The sequence below is a fragment of the Pseudomonas sp. SK3(2021) genome, from assembly GCF_016772375.1.
GTDB classification, from domain to species: Bacteria; Pseudomonadota; Gammaproteobacteria; order Pseudomonadales; family Pseudomonadaceae; genus Aquipseudomonas; species Aquipseudomonas chlororaphis_I.
On sequence record NZ_CP061943.1, the window covers coordinates 3,657,606 to 3,676,683 of the forward strand.

The window sequence follows — 19,078 nt, forward strand, 5'->3', positions numbered from 1 at the left end:
GGCGCACCTCCAGATAGGCTGGACGCCCACGCCGGCCACCGGCGCCTGCCTCTATATACGCCGGTGCGTCAACGCCGGATCGAGCGCCAGCATGACTTCAGACTGCTCATTGACAATGCGCCCGTCGCGGCGTTACGGCAAGTGCGTCCAGCGTCGGTGCAGACCACAGGCCAGGCTGTCCAGGACAAAGCCCGGGGCGCCGATCAGCAGGACCATGGCCATACCTGGGGCGCAAGCGAGGTCCGGGGCATGACGCGGGGCGGGATCGAAGGCCTCAGAGCTTGGCGATCGATACTTCGGTGGATTTGACGAAGGCGATGACCTCGCTGCCGACCTTCAATTCCAGGTCGCGCACCGAGCGCGTGGTGATCACCGAGGTGACGATGCCCGAGGCGGTCTGCACATCGATTTCCGAGACCACCTGGCCTTCATGGATCGCCTTGATGATGCCCTTGAACTGGTTGCGAACGTTGATTGCCTTGATGGTCATGGTGGGCCTTCCTGTCTGGGCTGGGCACTGGCGCATCGCCGTGCAGGCCTCTAAGGTGCCTTGCTCATGTCAACATTAAAAAGAATACATAGCATTTAATTTATTCCATAAAAGAATATAAAAATCCCGCTCCTTCTTCGTTACCTTGACCGGCAACCGCACCTTTGTTTCTCTGGGCCCTTGCTCACCCTTTCAGGAGATTGTCATGCGAACACTCGATCTGGCGGGCGTGCCCGTCCCGGTGCTTGGCCAGGGTACCTGGCGCATGGGCGAGGAGCGCCACCAGCGCAACGCCGAGATTGCCGCATTGCAGGCCGGTATCGAACGGGGCATGAGCCTGATCGATACCGCCGAAATGTACGCCGAGGGTGGCGCGGAGGAAGTGGTTGGCGCTGCCATTGCCGGTCAGCGCGACCGGGTGTTCCTGGTCAGCAAAGTGTATCCGCACAACGCCAGCCGCAAAGGCATTCCCCAAGCCTGCGACCGCAGCCTGCGGCGCCTGGGTACCGACTATCTCGATCTGTACCTGCTGCACTGGCGAGGGCAATACCCCCTAGAGGAAACCGTGGAAGCCTTCGAGCGCCTGCGCGAAGACGGCAAGATCGGCCGCTGGGGGGTATCCAATTTCGACCTCGATGACCTCGAGGAACTGACGAGCCCGGCCTGTGCCACCAACCAGGTGCTGTACAACATCGAGGAACGCGGCATCGAATTCGACCTGCTGCCCGCCGCGCAACAGCAGCGCTTGCCGCTCATGGCTTACTGCCCTATCGCCCAGGCCGGCAAGCTGCTGCGTCACCCCACGCTGCAGCAGATCGCCGAACGCCATGGCGTGACCACGGCCCAGGTTTCCCTGGCCTGGGTCCTGCGCCAGGAAGGTGTGATCGCCATTCCCAAGGCAGTACATCCCGAGCATGTCCGGCTGAACGCCGAGGCGGCCGGGTTGCGCTTGAACGACGAAGACCTGACGGCCATCGACCAGGCCTTCCCCGCGCCACTGCGCAAACAGCGACTGGCGGTGGTCTGAGCCTGCTGTCGCGAGCCGTACCTCACCGAAAGAACCTGGCCCCGTGCCAGGTTCTTTTCGTCGTGGACAAGGCTGAAAGCGGGAAACACCGGCGACTTTAAGGATCGTCCTATCCCGGATTTTTGAGGGTTTATTTAGAGTGGGTCAATGAGATTAAAGACCTACCTTCATCAGATCAGTCCCGTATTTTCCAGTCCGGAAGCCGCCAGCAGGTTGCTGCGCCTTTTTGCGCTCATTCTTTTGGTCGGCATCCTTGGCGCCGTCTACAACTTCCTCAATTCCACCCTCAGTAACGACATTTCCCGGCGCCGCGGCTACATGAGCAGCGCCATCGCCGAAGCCCAGACCTTCTTCACCAGCCGCGAGGCCTTGCTGGAAAGCCTCAGCCTGTCCGCGGTACGCCGCTCCAAGCAAGCCCAGGCCCTGGTGTACCTGCCCTCCAGCGAAGAACTGCACCTGCAACTGGGCAACGTCGATGACCCGTGGAGCATCTGGCTGAGCCAGCGCATGCGCGAATACTTAAAGGCCAAGCAGGTCAACCTGCTGTATGTGAGCTCCGGCCCCGAGGCCCGGGTCATGCACCTCTACAGCAGCAACCTCACCTCCCCCAACCTGCCCAAGACCATCCTCTCCAAGCTGGAGGCGCTCAACCATGGGGAGCGCCCGGACACCAACGAGCTGTGGCTCACCGACCCGTCCACGCAGACTTCGCAGCTGTACATTTTCACCCGGCTCGACGAGCGCACCGATGACTCCGGCTGGCTGGGCCTGGAAATGGATGGGCGGGAAGTGCTCAAGGCCCTCAGCGACCAGAGCGCCGGCGAATTCATGATGTTCAACTCCGAAGGCGCGCTGCTGTTCACCAATACCCCGGCCGGACGCCTGAGACAGGCCCTGCAGCAACTGCAAGGCACCAGCTTCTTCGGTTTTGTCGGCAGCGGCTGGTGGCCCGATCACCTGGTGATCCGCAAGCAACTGATGACCTCCGACTGGCAACTGGTCTACTCCTTCAGACTGCACGCCCTGCTGATCGCGCTCTGGCCCCAGCTAGCCGGCGCCCTGGTGTTCTGCCTGTTCAGCATCAGCCTGATCTGCCTGCTGACCCGCCGCATCGAGCACCGCTTCATCACCCCCGCACTGAGCCGTATCCAGGCGCTGGTCGAGAGCGAGCTGTTCAGCCGCGACGTGATCCAGACCGCGCCCGTGGCCTTGTGCGTGCTGCGGCGTACCGATGGCCGGGTGGTCCTGGAAAACACCCTGGCGCAGCAGTGGCTAGGCGACGGTATCGAACGGGAAATACTCTGTACCGGCTGGATCCAGCAGGCGTTCAAGAGCCACGAACCGAACCGCTTCGACTACTTCGAGACCAGCGAAGGACGCCATCTCTACCTGAGTTCCGCACCCACCCGCTACAAGGGCGAAGACGTGTTGTTCTGCGCCTTCAGCGACATCAGCGCACGCAAACAGGTGGAAGCCGCGCTGGAAGAAGCCCGGCAGATGGCCGACGCCGCCAACGAAGCCAAGACCCTGTTCCTCGCCACCATGAGCCATGAAATACGCACCCCGCTCTATGGCGTGCTGGGTACCCTGGAACTGCTCGCGCGCACCCAGCTGGATACCCAGCAGCGCGACTACCTGCGCGCCATCGAGTGTTCTTCCTCGACCCTGTTGCAGCTGATCTGCGATGTGCTGGACGTGTCCAAGATCGAAGCCGGGCAACTGGCCCTGGAGCTGAATGAGTTCTCGCCGCTGGACCTGGTCCACGAGCTGATCCAGGGCTATTCCGCCGCCGCCTCGAACAAGGGCCTGCTGCTCTATTCCTGCGTGGACCCGCAAATCCCCGAGCGACTGATCGGCGACGCCACCCGGATCCGGCAGATCCTCAGCAACCTGCTCAACAACGCGGTGAAGTTCACCGACCTGGGACGCATCGTGCTGCGGGTCAACCTGCTGAGCCGCGATGGCGAGCGCTCCAGCATCCTGTGGCAGGTCTCCGACACCGGCAAAGGCATTGCCCAGGATCATCAGCCGATGATCTTCGAACCCTTCTATCAGACCGGCGGCAACGCCAACGTGGTGGCAGGCACCGGCCTGGGCCTGCCCATCTGCCAGCGCCTCACCCAATTGATGAACGGCAGCCTGCGCATGGTCAGCGAACTGGGGCTGGGCAGCAGCTTCTCCCTCACCCTGCCCCTGGAAGCGGCGATCGACGGGCCGGTCACCCTGCCCGCCACGCAACTGCTGCCGGAAACCATCTACGTGATGTCCAGCGTAAGGGAGCTGGCGGAATCCATCGGCGGCTGGCTGCGCCAATGGGGAGCCCGGGTACAGCTTTGCCATCCCTCGAAGATCGCGCCGATCAACGATTGCCTGCTGGTCGAGGTTCATCCCGGCGAACTGGAACAGCGCCTGCAACCCGACTGGCCCGGACCGCTGATCCTCGCCACCGGCACCGGCAACAACGAACCGCAGGTTCGTACCGGGTACTGGCACGTGAACCTGAACCACCTGAGTTCCATTCATCAGGCGGTCAGCCAGGCCCAGGGGGTGTGGGTGGCCAAGGCCGAGAACCACAACGAGCACTGGACGTTGAAACAACTGGACCTGAACGTGCTGGTGGCCGAAGACAACGTCATCAACCAGCTGATCCTCAGGGATCAGCTCGAAGAGCTGGGCTGCAGCGTGGAGCTCGCGTCAAACGGCGAGGAAGCCCTGTCGATGTGGAATGCCGAGCGGTTCGACCTGGTCCTCACCGACGTCAACATGCCCGTGATGAATGGCTATGAACTGGCCAAGGAGCTGCGACGCCGCGGCTGTACGGTCCCGATCATCGGTGCCACGGCCAACGCGATGCGTGGAGAAGAAGAGCAATGCCTGGCGGCCGGAATGAACCATTGCCTGGTCAAACCTTTTGCGTTACGCGCCCTGTTCAATTACCTAACGCCCTATGAAAGAGCGAAGAATGAAGCCTTGTAGCATATTGATCGTTGAAGACCATCCCTTCCAGCACATGTACCTGCAGCATCTGTTCGGTGAGCTGGGCCCCTATTACCTGGAAGGCGCAAGGGATGGCGAAGAGGCGCTGGAACGCTTGAAATGGCGCAAGTTCGACCTGGTGCTCACCGACCTGTTGATGCCGGGAATGGATGGCGTGCAGTTCATCCAGGGACTGGCGGCCCTGCACTCCAAGCCGGCGCTGGCGATCATGAGCTCGGCTTCGCGGCGCATGTTGATGAGTGCCAGCCTGGTTGCCAAGAACCTCGGGGTGAAAGTCATCGGCCTGATTTCGAAACCGGTGAACCTTGCCGCCCTGCAGACCCTGACCACTCAATTGAGCATCTCGCAGCCGAGCTCGCCGCGCCCCTTGCCCACCTCCATGCTCAGCCGGGCCATGCTGGCCCAGGCCATCCAGGAAGAGCAGTTCGAGGCCTGGTTCCAACCCAAGAAATCGTTGTTCAACGGCCGTATCGTCGCCGCCGAAGCCCTGGTCCGCTGGATGCATCCGACACAGGGCATGCTGCTCCCCGACACCTTCCTGCCCGCCCTCAAGTCCTTCGACCTCGAGGAGGACCTGCTGTGGCTGGTCCTGCGCCAGGCGATCCAGGCCCAGGCACGCTGGCGCCAGCATGACTACGACATTCCGGTGTCGATCAATCTGCCGACCCATCTGCTCAACAGCCACGACCTGGCGGATCGGCTGTTCGACTTTGTCATGGAACATCAGGGCGTACCGGGGCAGATCTGTTTCGAACTCATGGAGTGTTCGGTGCCCCAGGACATCAGTAACTTCTATGCCGGTGCCTGTCGCTTGCGCATCAAGGGCTTCGGCCTGTCCCAGGACGACTTCGGCAAGGGCTACAGCTCGTACATGAACCTGGTTTCGACCCCGTTCACCGAACTGAAGATCGATCGCGCCCTGGTCCAGGGATGCCACGCCAGCGACGAACTGACCAAGGCCCTGACCAGCATCATTGCCCTGGGTCGCCAACTGGGCCTGACCGTGGTGGCCGAAGGCGTGGAAAGCGCCGAGGAGCTGGCGCTGTTGCGCAAGATCGACTGTAGCCAGGTGCAGGGTTTCCTGATCTCTCGCGCAGTCCCCTCCGAGCAGTTTCAACAGCTTCTGGTCAACGACGGTCCAGCCGCCAGTTATTGAACCGAGGACATCCCCCCTTCAGGATTACATGCCCCACATCACTGACAAGTCGTTGTTTAAAGGTAAGATCCTCAAGGCTTCGACTTTATTCGTGCTTTTTTGGATACCAGTGATGAACCACCAGGACACGCTTCTCGAGAATCTGCAACGATACTCGACTCGCCTGAACAAGGGATTGTTGATTTTCCTCGGCTTGACCCTGTTGTTGATCACCATCGGTTACTGGTCGTCGTACAAACTGCTCGAAGAACAACACGACAGGTTCAAAGCGCACTTTGCGCGGATGATGGAAGGCATCCACGAACATGAAGACTTCCTCCGCGGCGTGACCGTGCAAGGCACCAAGATGCCCTTGCGCTCCAACGGCTCGGGCTCATACCTGAAAAGCACCTTGCCCGAAGAGGGACCGCACAGCTACCTGGGCCAGGAGTTTGTCTTTTCCACGCCGTTCAGCCTGTCGGTCAATCACCAGAGCGTCGAGCCTGACACCTTGGCCAGGCTGGCCGGGCTGGGAGAACACCTGACCGACTACTACAGCGCCTTCTGGTCCACTTCCCATTACCAGTCACCGCCATTTTTTCTATTCGATGCCGAGGGCAACTTCAATATCGGCATTCCAGCCGCCGGGCATTCACGAGATCCTCTCTGGAAACATGCCCCCCCCGACAAGGCACTCGTCCTGCAAACACTCAAGCCTCTGCTGGCGAGCGATTCGGCACGGGTCGATGGCGTGGTCGATTGGGAACCCCTCGCCCCCCAACAGGCCAACGAGGCCCCTGCCAGGCTGCTGGCCTATGTCAGCACCCATCTCGGGCCACAATGGTTCGGCATCGCGTCGCTGTTCAGCATGGATCTGGTCAATGACATCAAGCGACTCATGCCGTGGTCGACCTATGGCCATGTCGCCCTGATCGCCCCCTCCGGAAAGGTGCTGAGCGGGTCGCTGCAACCGGACGTGGTGCTGCATGACGGGCTGAACGTCACCAGCGACGGCATGGTCTTCAAGGTCTCGAGCAATTCCGCCGAGCCCTGGAGCGCCCTCTACACCATCGGTTTCAAGAGCTACTTCAACTACACCCTGTGGCCCTTGCCGGTCTTGCTGGCCCTGCTGATCGCTGGCATCGGCTGTGGCTGGCTGGCCAGTCGGCGGTATCAATCGCGTATCGTCAAACCGGTCTACGAGGCTTACCAACGCACCGCCGAGGGCGAGGCCTTCAGCCGGGCCGTGATCGATAGCGCGCCCAGCGGCCTGTGCGTGGTGCGTCGCTCGGACTTCAAGGTCCTGCTGGAAAACCGCAAAGCCCAACAGTGGCAAGGCAGCACAAGACTGCGGATGGCCCTGGAGAGCCGGCAGGACCTGTCCGTCGCCGGTGAAACCCGGCTGGACATTGACGGTATCCACCTGCAGGTAGGGTTCGTGCCCACCCGTTACCAGGGCGAGGATGCAGTGCTTTGTGCCTTCCACGACGTGACCAGCCACATCGAGGGTGCAGCCATGCTGGAGCAGGCGCGACGCTCCGCCGCTGCGGCGAGCGAAGCCAAGACGCTGTTCCTCGCCACCATGAGCCATGAAATACGCACCCCGCTCTACGGCGTACTGGGCACCCTGGAACTGCTCGGGCTGACGCGCCTGGACGCCCGGCAGCGCGAGCATCTGCAAACCATCCAGCGCTCGTCCAGCACCCTGTTCCAATTGATCAGCGATGTCCTGGACATTTCCAAGATCGAGTCCGGGCAGATGGCGATCGAGTCCCAGGCATTCTGCCCGTTGCAGATGATCGAGGATGCGCTGCACGCCTACAGCGTCTTCGCCGAAGACAAAGGCCTGCTGCTGTACGCCTGTGTCGATGCAACGCTGCCCGACCAGTTGCTGGGCGACCCGGTGCGGATCCGGCAGATCCTCAACAATCTGCTCAGCAATGCCATCAAGTTCACCGACAGCGGGCGCGTCGTGCTGCGGGTCAGGGTCCTGGAATGCGTGGATGGCCAGGCCAGCCTGGAATGGCAGGTCACCGACTCAGGCATCGGCATTTCACCGGCGCTACAGGAACACCTGTTCGACACCTTCTACCAGGTGCGCGACGCTTCCAGCGAGGCCGGTGCCGGGCTCGGCCTGGCGATATGCCGCTGGTTGACGGAAATGATGGCCGGCCAGATACGCGTGGTCAGCGAGCCCGGCCTGGGCAGCAGCTTCTCGCTCCGACTGGGGCTGAAGGTCATGCCGGGGTCGCTGGAAGGTTGCGCGGACATCCTGCCGAGCACCCGGGCGGTGTATGTACGGGCTCCCGCCGTGGAACTGGCGCAGAGCACCTGTGACTGGCTGAATCGCCTCGGCGTGGTCGCCAAGCCATTGCCAGCCTTTGTCGAAGAGTCGCGCCAGGCCAACCTGCTGGTCGATGTCCTGCCCTCCGGCAACCTGCCCGCCTGGGCCGGCCCCCGGGTCCTGTGCATCAGCGGCGAACACCCTCCGGCACAGCCAAAGCCAGGCTGCACCGTGGATGCCCACGATATAAGAGCCATTGCCAGGGCCGTCTCCCTGACCCTGCATGGCAAAACCATTGCGCCCGCCACTGCCGAATGCAACCTGAGCAGCAGGCTCGGCCTGCATATCCTGGTGGCCGAGGACAACGCGATCAACCAGGCGATCATCAAGGAGCAACTCGAAGCCCTGGGCTGCACGGTGACCGCCGCCTCCAACGGCGAAGAAGCCTTGCAGCTCTGGCAGCCGCAGGTATTCGACCTGGTGCTGACCGATGTGAACATGCCGCTGCTCAATGGCTATGAACTGACCCTTGCCCTGCGTGAGCGCGACCGGGTGATTCCGATTGTCGGGGTCACGGCCAATGCCATGCGCGAAGAAGGCTCCCGCTGCATGGCCGTCGGCATGAATGCCTGGCTGGTCAAACCCTTGAGCCTGCAGACGCTGCACCACTACCTGTCGAATCTCTGCGCGAATGCGCCTGCCCAGGAACCGCAACCCATGATCGATGCAACGCCTACCTCAACGACCGGCGACACCATGATCGAGCTGTCCCCGAAAATGCGTGAGCTGTTCATCAGCACCATGCGCCAGGATGTCCAGAGCGTGACCGACGCCCTCGACGCCCAGGATGCCAAGCGGCTCGCCGAGCGGCTGCACAGCGCCGCCGGAGCGCTGGGCGCCGTGCAGTTGAGCGGGCTGGCGAAAAACTGCGCCGAGCTGGAGTCCCGGATACTGCAAAGCGCAATGACTTCTTCCGTGACCCTTGCGGTGAAAAGCCTGATACAAAGCTTGACGGATATTCTTAATGCACTTGAATGAGACGCGACAAGATTTGATGAACGCAATCCCTTACTCTTTCTCCCTACCAACCGGCGTATTACGAGTGGCTAGTCATGGAAAAATTTAAAGTAGTCATCGCCGACGATCACCCGATTGTCCTGCTCGGCGTTCGCGAATTGATGGAGCGGGAAAGCAACTTTGAAATAGTCGGTGAAGCCATCAGCTCACAGGGCTTGATCGAGATCCTCGAGCAACAGCCGGTCGACATCGTCATTACCGACTACAACATGCCCGGGGATTCTCCCTACGGCGACGGCCTCAAGCTGGTCGAGTACCTCAAGCGCCACTTCCCGCGCCTGCAGATACTGATCCTGACCATGATCTCCAACCAGTTGATCCTCACGCGCCTGCATGAACTCGGGGTAGTCGGGGTGATCCAGAAAAGCCAGCTGCACAATGAAATCCAAGTGGCGCTCAAGACCATCGTCGAAAGAGGTTCCTATCAGAGTCTCGAACCTGCGCCGAGCTCGGTCATCGAATCCAATGCGAGCATCGACGACCGGATTTCCATGCTCTCGCCCAAGGAGTTTGAAATCCTGCGGCTGTTCGTTTCCGGCAAGAGCGTCAGTGACATTGCCCGCAGCCAGAACCGCAGTTCGAAGACCATCAGCGCGCAGAAAATCTCCGCCATGCGCAAGCTGGAAGTCGAGAGCGACCAGGACCTGCTGACGTACTGTATCGGTCGCAACATCTTCAACTGACCCCTGGTTCCCGCCACGGCAAAGGGCCCGACCGACAATGAAACCCGATGACCTGCTCGACCTGCAACGACTTCAAGGCGCCTGGGAACAGGTGGAGTTCGAGGACAACGGAGTCCGCAATCCACCTGACGAACACGGCGCCCCAGGAGCCCTTACCCTGATTCAGGGGCAAGGGTTCCGCGTCGTGACGCTGGAAGGCGAGCTGTTGCTCGCGGGTCGTTTTACCCTCGATACCCGTACCACGCCGAAGTCCATCACCTGGATCGACTCCATGGGCGCCGATATCGGCAAGCATCTGCCCGCCAGCTATCGACTGGAAGGCGATGATTTTGTCTTCATCGCCGCAGATGAGGGCCAGCCCAGACCCACCGAGTTCCGCACCGGGCCAGGTGAAACCCTGCGCCGGTTCGTCCGCGTCTCACAGGCTGGAACAGCCCTCGGCAGCCGCTGAGGTTCGCGCACTGGCCGGCATGCCCGTCAGGTCCTGGCCCGCTGTATTTCCCGCCCCGCCAGCTCGCCGATTGCCAGCAAGGTGTCGCAATCCGCGCCATCCTGGGCCTGTACCGACATGCCTTGAATGATCGCCCCGATATACCGGGCCAGCGCCGCGGCCTGGGTATCGGCGCGCAGCTGCCCGCTGGCGATGCCCTGTTCGATATGCGCTTCGAAGGCCTTGAGGGTGTTGGTCCGCAAGGCGCTCACAAACTCACGTATCGGATCGTTTTCCACCGCGCAGGTCAGGGTCGCGGTGGAAATCATGCAGCCCCGCGGCCGGCCCGGCAGGCTGTACTCCCGGGCCGCCTCGCGTAACAGGCGGAGGAAACCGTCCACCACATCCGCCTCCTCGCGCAGTGCCCGCTCGGCAAAGGCGCCTGTGCTGCGCTGGTAATGCACCAGCGCCTGCCGGTAAAGCTCGGCCTTGGACCTGAACGCGGCATACAGGCTTTGCACCGTGATGCCCATGGCCGCCGACAACTCCGGCATCGAGGCACCCTCATAACCCAGGCGCCAGAACACCTCGGCCGCCAGGCTCAGGACCTGGTCGCGATCAAAGGCAATCGGCCGTCCACGACGGCGCACCACGGCAGCAGGGTTATTTATCATAGTGATCACTATTGAAATTAGGACAAAGGCCGGTTAATCATAACGGACATTGTGATTATAGAGGTTCCCCCCATGGATCGACCCAGTAAAGGTCTGCTTGCCCTGGCCGCCATCCTCGGCGCTTCGCAGGCCAGCGCCGCCACGCCGGACGAGGAACTCGGCAGGCGCATGGACACGGCCATCGAACGGGCCATCGGCGAACAGCGGATCGTCGGCACCATAGTGGTGGTGATGCGCGACGGCCGGGTGGTGTACCAGCGCGCCGCCGGTTTCGCCGATCGGGAAGCGGCCCGGCCCATGGCCGGCGACACCATCCTGCGCCTGGCGTCCGTCACCAAGCCCATGGTGTCCGCGGTCGCCATGCGCCTGGTGGAACAGGGCACGCTGTCCCTGGACGATACGGTCAGCCAGTGGCTGCCGGACTTCCGCCCAAGGCTGGCCGATGGCACTCGGCCGCCGATCACCCTCAAGCAACTGCTGACCCACACCGCCGGCCTGAGCTATGGCTTTCTCGAAGCCGAGCACGGGGCGTATCGCACGGCGGGGGTGTCGGATGGCCTGGCCGAGCCGGGCATGAGCCTGGAAGACAACCTGGAACGCATTGCCAGCGTGCCCTTGAGTTATCCGCCGGGCACGCAGTGGCGCTATTCCATGGCCATCGACGTGCTGGGCGCCGTGCTGGAAAAGGCCAGCGGCAAAAGCCTGCCGGTCCTGACCGAGGAGCTGGTCACCCGGCCTTTGGGCATGAACGACACCGCATTCTCGGTCAAGGACCCTGCCCGCCTCGGCGCGGTGTACCGCGATGACCGTCCGCGGCCGAGCCGGATGCAGGACGAGGCGGCGATCAGGGTCGGCGAAAGCACCACGCGGTTCTCCCTCCAGCGGATCTTCGACCCGCAGTCCTACCCTTCCGGTGGCGCCGGCATGGCCGGTACCGCCATGGAGGTGGCGCGTTTTCTCGACACCTTGCGCCAGGGTGGCGGCCCACTGCTGTCCGCCCGCAGCGTGCAGGCGATGATGACCGACCAGGTCGGTGCCCAGGCCCAGACCCAGGGGCCGGGCTGGGGCTTCGGCTACGGCTGGGCGGTGCTGGACGATCCGGCCCTGGCCGGCACCCCGCAATCCAGGGGCACCCTGCAATGGGGCGGCGCCTACGGCCACAGCTGGTTTGTCGACCCCCGGGCCAGGATGACCGTGGTGGCGCTGACCAACACCGTCTTCGAGGGCATGTCGGGGGCCTTTACCCGGGAGATCCGCGACGCCGCCTACCCGGCGCCCTGAAGCACCTTGCCGGTCGGGGCGTCGAGCGACCACCAGCCCGGCAGCAATTGCCGGACCCGGGGCTCGGCGAACCGGTCGTCGATCAGCATCACCACGCCACGGTCCTGCTGGCTGCGAATCACCCGGCCCGCGGCCTGCACCACCTTCTGCAGGCCGGGGTACAGGTAGGTGTAGTCGTAACCGGCGCCAAAAATCGCCGCCATGCGCTGTTTCAACTGCTCGTTCACCGGGTTCAACTGGGCCAGGCCGAGGGTGGCGATAAAGGCGCCGATCAAGCGTGAGCCCGGCAGGTCGATGCCCTCGCCGAACGCCCCGCCCAGCACGGCAAACCCCACCCCCTGGCCATCGGCGTCGAAGCGCTCGAGAAACGCCCGGCGTTGTCCCTCATCCATCCCGCGCGACTGTTGCCACACAGGAATATCCGGGTGCTGTTCGGCCAGCAGGCTGGCCACCTGCTGCAAGTAATCGAAGCTGCTGAAGAACGCCAGGTAGTTGCCGGGGCGCTGGCGAAACTGGCTGGCGATCAGCTCGACGATGGGCGCCAGGGACGCCTGGCGATGGGCGAAACGCGTGGAGATCCGGCTGACGATGTGCACATCCAGCTGTGCGGCACTGAACGGCGACTCGACATCCACCCACACCGTGGTCTCCGGCAGCCCCAGCAGGTCGCGGTAGTAATGCCAGGGGTTGAGCGTCGCCGAGAACAGCACCGTACTGCGCGCCGCGCTCAACCGCGGCGCCAGGAAACCTGCCGGCACCACATTGCGCAGGCACAATTCGGACAGGCTGCGGCGGGCATTGAGCTCGCGCTTGCTGATATCGAACAGGAACGGCTCGTCGAACAGTTCGGCCACCCGGGTGAATTGCAGGGCATCGAAATAGAAGCCCTGCAACCGACTGTCCAGCCCTTGCGGGTGGTCGTTGAGGTAATCGCCGATCGCCGAGATACACAGCGACAACGCCTTGAGCAACGGAGCCGGCACCTGGTCATAGGCCTGGTACGGCCGCAACTGCTCCTTGTGCAGGGCATTCCATTCGCGGTTGAGCCGTTGCAGCGGTTTCTTCAGCGGCTCCGGGGCGACCTGGCGCACGACGCTCAACTGATACTGGTCGAGGCTGGCGCTGTACATCGAGCGCCCGCGCTCCACCAGGTTGTGTGCTTCGTCCACCAGCGCGGCGACCTTCCATTGGTTGGCCTGCGCCAGGCCAAACAGCAAGGCACTGAAATCGAAGTAGTAGTTGTAGTCCGCCACCAGCAGATCGCTCCAGCGGGCCATTTCCTGGCTCAGGTAATACGGGCACAGCCGGTGCTCCAGGGCAATCTCGCGCACTGCCTGCCGGTCCAGCAGCGATAGCTGGCTCGCCGCCTGCCGCGCCGCCGGCAGACGGTCGTAGAAGCCCTTGGCCAACGGGCAGGACTCGCCATGACAGGCCAGCTCCGGGTGCTCGCAGGCCTTGTCCCGGGCCACCAGTTCCAGCACCCGCAACGGCAACCCGGGGTTGCGCTCGAACAGCACCTCGGCGGCGTCCAGCGCCAGTTTGCGTCCCGGGGTCTTGGCGGTGAGGAAGAACAATTTGTCCAACTGCTGCCCCGGCATCGCCTTGAGCATGGGAAACACCGTGCCCAGGGTCTTGCCGATCCCGGTCGGCGCCTGGGCCATCAGGCAACGCCCGGTGCTCACCGCCTTGTACACCGACTCGGCCAGGCTGCGCTGCCCCGGACGGAAATCAGGATGGGGGAAGCTCAGTGCCGCCATGGCCTGGTCGCGGGCCTGCCTGTGGGCCAGTTCCTGTTCGGCCCATTGCAGGAACAGGCTGCATTGCTGGTTGAAGAACTGTTCCAGGGCCTCGGCCTCGTGTTCTTCCACCAACGACGTCTCGCGCTCGCTGAGGATGTCGAAATACACCAGCGCCAGGCGGATCCTGCTCAGTTGCAACTGTTGGCACAACAGCCAGCCATAAATCTTTGCCTGGGCCCAATGCAACTGGCGATGGTTGCCCGGCATGCGCTCCAGGTCGCCACGGTAGGTCTTGATTTCTTCCAGCAGGTTGGCGTCCGGGTCGTAGCCGTCCGCCCTGCCCTTGACGGTCAATCCGCCAAAGCCGCCTTCGAGGGACACCTCGCTCTGATAGTCAGCGCTGCGCCGCCCCGCCACCGTGCGGTGGCCCTGGATGCCTTCCAGCGCGGTGGGCGATGGGGTGAAGCGCAGGTCAAGGTCACCGACCTTGGCGGTGAATTCGCACAGTGCCCGTACCGCGATGCGGTAGTTCACTCGTCCTGCTCCGCCCATTGCACGTAGCAGACCGCCACCGGCATCTGGTGCTGCTGGCAGAACTCCAGCCAGCGCAGCTGGTTGTCCTGCAGGCGGTCGCCTGGGCCCTTGACCTCGATCATCCGGTAGGTTTTCTGCCGCGGCCAGAACTGGATCAGGTCCGGCATGCCGGCGCGGTTGGCCTTGATGTCCTGCAGCAGGCGATCGAACCAGTGCTTGAGGTGCTCGGCCGGCAGGCAGGCCAGGGCCTGCTCCAGCAGTTCTTCGCTGAGGGCGCCCCAGAACACGAAAGGCGATTGCACGCCCCACTTGTCGAGGTAGCGCTGGCGGATGGTCTGCGCATAACGCCCGTCATCCAGCTCCGCCAGGCACGCCTGGAACAGCTCGGCGCGCCGGCTGTGGAAGTCCTCGCTCAACAGGTCCGCCGGCCCGCGCTGGAACGGGTGGAAGAACGCCCCGGGCAGCGGCGCGAAGATCGCCGGCCAGCAGAGCAGCCCGAACAGTGAATTGATCAGGCTGTTCTCCACGTAGTGCACCGGCGCCTGCTCCTCGTGGAGATGGGCCTGCACATGGAATTCCACCGACAACGCCGGATCGGCCCGCGGCAGGCTGAGGTCCAGGCGCAGCGTCGGCCGGGTGCCGCCACGCGGCGTGGCCGGGCCGCCCAGCTTGCGCCGCAACCTGGGCAGCAGCCGCAGCAGTTGCTGCTGCTCGGCCGCGTTGTGCGGGGCCAGCGCCGCCTCCTCGGCCAGGGCCAGCGCCTGCCGGTAATCGCCACTGCGCTCGAAGACGCGGATCAGCCGCGCTCTCGCCCCTGGGTCAGCGCAGGCCTGGTAGATGGCGACCGCCAGTGGCCATTGCGCAAGCCGCTCACAGTGCTGCCCCAGCACGAACAAAAGCTTGGCCCGGCGCCGCTGCAACCAGGGATTGTCGCTGGCGAACGCCTGGATGCTCGCCAGCACCTCGTCCAGCGCCGCGCCGCTTTCGAAGCGCTGCCGACAGTCCTCCAGGTACAGGAAACCCTCGACATCGGCACGGCTGCGCAGGGCCCGGGCGTCGTCGCGGAACTCGACCTTCTCGTAGGTGAAGATGCCCAGGTCGGCCAGCACGAACTCCGACCAGTCCTGATACAGGTTGCCGAAGAACATCAGGCGCAAGCGGTCGCACAGCGCCATGACCGTCAAGCTGCACACTCCGTCTTCCAGCCCCGGGCACCAGTGGTCCAGGCTCCTGGGCTCGTCGAACAATGGTGCCAGCGCCGTTAGCCAGTCGGACTTGCGGGCCTTCGGTTGTTCGATTACCGCGCGAAAACCGTGGAGGATTTCCGCCTTCTGCAACAGGTTGAACAGCTCTTCCAGGGTCAGCGGCGCCTGTTCGTCGACCCAACCCAGGCGCACCAGCGGCGCGACGGCGGCGCGGGTATCACCAATTTCTTCATAGACCAGCCGGGACATGCGAAAATGACAGCCTTTGCGCATGATCATGCGCACCAGCAGCGCCTGGGATGGCTGGGCCAGCGCCGCGAAGTCGGCAATGAAGCTACGCTCTTCAGGTGACAGCACATCGGCATAGCGCAACTCGAGCCACGCCAGCACCTGCTGAAAGTTGTGCAGGTAATAAAGAGGGTTTTCCAGAGGGTTGGAAGTCACAAGACAAGCGCGCCGCAAAGAGGTGGATACTGGTTATGCATACAGATAACAGCTGCCGACCTGCCCTGGCAAACATTATTGGATAAGTGGCGTTACAGGTTTTTTTACGGGGCCGCAGAACTTTCTTGCGGTTAATCACACCAAGGGCGGATAGCCATATAGTCGCGAGCCGCCAATCGTGGGTGGACTCACAAAGATTCATGAAGAGAGGTTTGTCTATGAACGTCAAATACCTGGGCCTGCCGTTGGCCGTCGCAGCCTTCCTGGCACTGGGCGGCTGTGCCTCGCCAACCGTGGTGACCCTGCAGAACGGCACGCAGTACCTGACCAAGGACATGCCTAACGCCAAGACCGCCGACGGGTTCTACGAATTCGAAGACATCGCCGGCAAGAAAATCCGCATCAAGGCGGCCGATGTCGCCACCGTCCGCCAAGAGGACTGAGCGATCGAACCTGGTCGCCCTCAGGGCGACCAGGGTGACGAATTCTGCCCCGGCACGCGGTTATCGCAGGCAATGTATCGCTGTTCCCCACGCTTCTGCAGCTCTCCACGCACCCGCTGACACCGCTCGAACTCCCGGGCAGCCGCATTATCGATGCTGATATTGCCGGTGGTTTCAGGCCCTTTACCCTCCCCCAAGGTCACGCTCGCCCAAGGCCGTTGCGCGTCGATATGAAAGCGGTTGCCTGGTTCGGGCTCTACTTCCTTGCCGGTGGCCGGCGCAGCGGCCGGCAGCTGGTCCGGGGTCACGCCATAGCGCTTCAGGATCGACTGCTGAGGCAGGTCCTCGGCCATGACGCTGCCCGCTATCAGGAGCAGCGCCAGACCGATGCCATACCTCTGGTTATCACTCACCTTGTGTTTCTCCCGCTTTCACTGTTGCCGTTGAATGAACATCGGCCGCTGCCTCGCAACGGCTGCCTGCCTTGGATAACGCACAAGTCCCCGCGGACTTTAACGGCCCTGGAGCGCACGCGCGGCATCCACCCACCTGGCGCTGGGTCGATGCTCTGTCGAAGGTGGTCCGATATTGGAGTCATTTCCAGGCTTGCGGGTCACCCCTTCGGGCAAATCCCCTTGGCTTTGGCGAGAAGTGCTGTCGAGGGACCTTGAAAGGCAAGCCCGTGACCGCGCAAGGCCAAGGCATCGCCCCGCGCGACCAAGCTTCAGGCGATGGTGATACTTGCGCCGTTGAGGCTGTCCAGGCTCACCCCTACCAGGGTCACCGAGTCGCCGCCGAAGGTCAGCAAGGTATCGTTGCCCACGGTGCTGGCATGGGCGCGGAAATCGTCGTTGGCGACGACGCCTTCGACGCCGAGGAACACCAGTTTGTCGCTGCTCTGGTAGCCCAGCACGCGATCCTGGCCGAAATCGCCGCTGAACAGAAAGGTATTGCTGCCCCCTCCCGCCTCCAGCAGGTCGTTGCCCGCGCCACCGACCAATACATCGTTGCCCTGGCCGCCGATCAGGTGGTCATCGCCGTCCAGGCCGAACAGCCAGTCGCCGCCAGCGTGGGCGATCAGGGTATTGGCCGCGGCGTCGCCCTTCACCGAAGAGGCGTACTGGGTCAGGTTGCTCCCCGCCAGCAGGCCCTTGTCGGTGACGCTGTGGATCACGTCGTCCTTGAACAGCCCCCAGAGCAAGCCCGGCTCCTTGCTGGCGATCGCACCGATATCGCGGGTGATGCTGATGCCGCCATTGGCATCGCGCACATACAGGGTGCCGGCGCCGTCGTTGGCGAAACTGAAATTCTTCACCGACTGCTGCAGGTCCAGGGTGTTGTTGCCCTGGCCGCCCAGCAGGATGTTGTAGCCACCGCCGTCGCGGAAGGTGTCGTTGCCGGCGCGGCCTTCCAGGTAGTCGTTGCCCTGGCCGCCCTGGATCAGGTCGTTGCTGTCGGTGCCGATGATGAAGGTGCTGCCCTTGTGGGGCTCGGCATTGCGGTTGAGGTCCTGGACCCAGGTGATGGCCCGCGCCGGGTCCGACAGGTTGGCGACGATGATGGTCGAGTCCTTGCTCGTCAGGTCGTAGAACTTCGACTCGAGGATCCGCGTCATGCCGTCGCCGTAGCCGGTGGGCAGGTGCGACAGCCAGGTCGGAATATTCAGGATGGAAAACGGCAGAACGTTCCAGGCCGCCGAAGCGTAATGGTCGTTGAAGCTGACGATGTTGTTGGTCGCCGACTCCTGCGCCGTGTCGTGCACGCCAAGGGACGCCAGGTTGAACGAAGAGCCGTCGAGGGCGCGGAACACCGGGTCGTTTTCGTAGCCGATATTCAGCACCTTGTCCCCCGCGCTCTGGGTCGGCGAGGCGTAGGCGACGTAGCTGGCATCCTGGTAGAACCCCGACCAGTGATCGCCACTCAGGTCCGCCAGGCTGTTGACCGCCAGGCCGCCGAGGCTGTGGCCGCTGACCAGGATGTCCTTGCCCGTCAGGCCGTTGGCCTGGGCGAAGGCCGCGACATCGGCGAGCAGCTTGCCGAAGGCTTCGCCGGCGTAATTCTTGGCATAGTCCTTGGGCCCGAGCGCCGCCATCAGGTCGTTGATCACATCGCCGATGGAGTCGCCGATCACCGATTCACGGGGGCCGCTGGTGCCGCGAAAGGCAATGCCGATGGAAACCAGCTGGCCCTGGTCGTCGTACTTGCCGAGCACTTCGGCCTGGGCCGTGGTGTAGCCGGCCTTTTCCCCATGGAAGGTGCCCCTGAAGTCGGTCTTGCCGTCGTAGCCCAGCTGGGAGGCGCCGATCGGCGTCCAGCCGGCCTTTTGCACCGCCTCCAGCGCGGCTTTCTCCGAGTCGGGGTTCCAGGGCAGCCCGGGAATCACCCCTTGCGAATCGCTGCTGCCGATCAGCGCCGTCACCAGGGTCGCCGGCAAGCCGAGGCCGAAACCGTACTGCTGATAACCGGCGGAAAAGCCGTTGTCGAGGTTGTGGTAGGAATACAGCGTGATCGCCAGCGCGTCGGAAAACAGCGCCTTTGAGTCTTCTGTGCCGAGGTTTTTGTAGTCATACACACCCATGGTATTGCCTCTCTTTGTTGGATTTGTTCGAGATAGCTCACGCGGACGGAGCGCCCT

The 19,078-nt window shown here is 63.1% G+C and carries 14 protein-coding genes and 1 pseudogene; 8 read left to right on the forward strand and 7 right to left on the reverse strand.

The window, feature by feature from the left end; all coding sequences use genetic code 11:
• Window positions 1–132: 132 nt before the first annotated feature.
• Window positions 133–240 (reverse strand): annotated as a pseudogene (locus tag IF690_RS16190) (ABC transporter permease); the annotation flags it as partial.
• Window positions 241–274: 34 nt separating this feature from the next.
• Window positions 275–490, reverse strand: coding sequence for a TOBE domain-containing protein (locus IF690_RS16195; RefSeq protein ID WP_202696463.1), 216 nt, complete (start codon window positions 488–490; stop codon window positions 275–277).
• A 205-nt stretch (window positions 491–695) separates the two neighbouring features.
• Between IF690_RS16195 and IF690_RS16200 the strand changes: the two genes are divergently transcribed.
• The 6 genes from IF690_RS16200 to IF690_RS16225 all read left to right on the forward strand — a co-directional run bounded on the left by IF690_RS16200 (window position 696) and on the right by IF690_RS16225 (window position 10,144).
• A complete protein-coding gene (locus tag IF690_RS16200; RefSeq protein WP_202696464.1) occupies window positions 696–1,517 on the forward strand; it encodes an aldo/keto reductase in 822 nt (273 codons plus the stop codon).
• A gap of 147 nt (window positions 1,518–1,664) precedes the next feature.
• Entirely contained in the window at window positions 1,665–4,493 is a 2,829-nt protein-coding gene (locus IF690_RS16205; protein ID WP_202696465.1) for a response regulator, read from the forward strand.
• Window positions 4,494–4,527: 34 nt separating this feature from the next.
• Window positions 4,528–5,670: a response regulator cyclic di-GMP phosphodiesterase PvrR gene (gene pvrR, locus IF690_RS16210; protein WP_502710182.1), complete on the forward strand. Its 1,143-nt coding sequence runs from the start codon at window positions 4,528–4,530 to the stop codon at window positions 5,668–5,670.
• Window positions 5,671–5,782: 112 nt separating this feature from the next.
• Window positions 5,783–8,971, forward strand: coding sequence for a hybrid sensor histidine kinase/response regulator (locus tag IF690_RS16215; protein ID WP_202696467.1), 3,189 nt, complete (start codon window positions 5,783–5,785; stop codon window positions 8,969–8,971).
• A gap of 74 nt (window positions 8,972–9,045) precedes the next feature.
• A complete protein-coding gene (locus IF690_RS16220) occupies window positions 9,046–9,693 on the forward strand; it encodes a response regulator (protein WP_007929094.1) in 648 nt (215 codons plus the stop codon).
• Between the two features lie 37 nt (window positions 9,694–9,730).
• Window positions 9,731–10,144 carry a TIGR03067 domain-containing protein gene (locus tag IF690_RS16225; RefSeq protein WP_202696468.1) on the forward strand — a complete coding sequence of 138 codons (414 nt, stop codon included), beginning with the start codon at window positions 9,731–9,733 and terminating at the stop codon, window positions 10,142–10,144.
• Window positions 10,145–10,170: 26 nt separating this feature from the next.
• Here the strand turns inward: IF690_RS16225 and IF690_RS16230 are convergent, their stop codons facing one another.
• Window positions 10,171–10,797 carry a TetR/AcrR family transcriptional regulator gene (locus IF690_RS16230; RefSeq protein WP_202696469.1) on the reverse strand — a complete coding sequence of 209 codons (627 nt, stop codon included), beginning with the start codon at window positions 10,795–10,797 and terminating at the stop codon, window positions 10,171–10,173.
• Between the two features lie 72 nt (window positions 10,798–10,869).
• Between IF690_RS16230 and IF690_RS16235 the strand changes: the two genes are divergently transcribed.
• On the forward strand, window positions 10,870–12,078 hold the full coding sequence (locus IF690_RS16235; RefSeq protein ID WP_202696470.1) for a serine hydrolase domain-containing protein: 1,209 nt from the start codon (window positions 10,870–10,872) through the stop codon (window positions 12,076–12,078).
• Here IF690_RS16235 and IF690_RS16240 read toward each other — a convergent pair.
• Together IF690_RS16240 and IF690_RS16245 are read right to left on the reverse strand one after the other, a co-directional pair.
• A complete protein-coding gene (locus IF690_RS16240; RefSeq protein ID WP_202696471.1) occupies window positions 12,063–14,351 on the reverse strand; it encodes an ATP-dependent DNA helicase in 2,289 nt (762 codons plus the stop codon). The genes IF690_RS16235 and IF690_RS16240 overlap by 16 nt on opposite strands.
• Window positions 14,348–16,000: a VRR-NUC domain-containing protein gene (locus IF690_RS16245; protein WP_202696472.1), complete on the reverse strand. Its 1,653-nt coding sequence runs from the start codon at window positions 15,998–16,000 to the stop codon at window positions 14,348–14,350. The genes IF690_RS16240 and IF690_RS16245 overlap by 4 nt, the downstream gene beginning before the upstream one ends.
• Before the next feature lie 218 nt (window positions 16,001–16,218).
• Between IF690_RS16245 and IF690_RS16250 the strand changes: the two genes are divergently transcribed.
• Window positions 16,219–16,443, forward strand: a complete 225-nt coding sequence (locus IF690_RS16250) for a YgdI/YgdR family lipoprotein (RefSeq protein ID WP_007922767.1) — start codon at window positions 16,219–16,221, stop codon at window positions 16,441–16,443.
• A 20-nt stretch (window positions 16,444–16,463) separates the two neighbouring features.
• Here IF690_RS16250 and IF690_RS16255 read toward each other — a convergent pair whose 3' ends face one another.
• Window positions 16,464–16,856: a hypothetical protein gene (locus tag IF690_RS16255; protein ID WP_202696473.1), complete on the reverse strand. Its 393-nt coding sequence runs from the start codon at window positions 16,854–16,856 to the stop codon at window positions 16,464–16,466.
• 311 nt (window positions 16,857–17,167) lie between these two features.
• Entirely contained in the window at window positions 17,168–19,021 is a 1,854-nt protein-coding gene (locus IF690_RS16260) for a polyurethane esterase (RefSeq protein ID WP_202696474.1), read from the reverse strand.
• Between the last annotated feature and the right edge of the window lie 57 nt (window positions 19,022–19,078).

What these genes read in the sequence shown, in the direction of transcription:
- IF690_RS16205 (WP_202696465.1), top strand. Translation starts at nt 1,665, where the DNA reads ATGAGATTAAAGACCTACCTTCATCAGATCAGTCCCGTATTTTCCAGT.
- IF690_RS16230 (WP_202696469.1), bottom strand. Translation starts at nt 10,797, where the DNA reads ATGATAAATAACCCTGCTGCCGTGGTGCGCCGTCGTGGACGGCCGATT.
- IF690_RS16220 (WP_007929094.1), top strand. Translation starts at nt 9,046, where the DNA reads ATGGAAAAATTTAAAGTAGTCATCGCCGACGATCACCCGATTGTCCTG.
- IF690_RS16260 (WP_202696474.1), bottom strand. Translation starts at nt 19,021, where the DNA reads ATGGGTGTGTATGACTACAAAAACCTCGGCACAGAAGACTCAAAGGCG.
- IF690_RS16195 (WP_202696463.1), bottom strand. Translation starts at nt 490, where the DNA reads ATGACCATCAAGGCAATCAACGTTCGCAACCAGTTCAAGGGCATCATC.
- IF690_RS16215 (WP_202696467.1), top strand. Translation starts at nt 5,783, where the DNA reads ATGAACCACCAGGACACGCTTCTCGAGAATCTGCAACGATACTCGACT.
- IF690_RS16250 (WP_007922767.1), top strand. Translation starts at nt 16,219, where the DNA reads ATGAACGTCAAATACCTGGGCCTGCCGTTGGCCGTCGCAGCCTTCCTG.
- IF690_RS16225 (WP_202696468.1), top strand. Translation starts at nt 9,731, where the DNA reads ATGAAACCCGATGACCTGCTCGACCTGCAACGACTTCAAGGCGCCTGG.
- IF690_RS16200 (WP_202696464.1), top strand. Translation starts at nt 696, where the DNA reads ATGCGAACACTCGATCTGGCGGGCGTGCCCGTCCCGGTGCTTGGCCAG.
- IF690_RS16235 (WP_202696470.1), top strand. Translation starts at nt 10,870, where the DNA reads ATGGATCGACCCAGTAAAGGTCTGCTTGCCCTGGCCGCCATCCTCGGC.
- pvrR (WP_502710182.1), top strand. Translation starts at nt 4,528, where the DNA reads ATGTACCTGCAGCATCTGTTCGGTGAGCTGGGCCCCTATTACCTGGAA.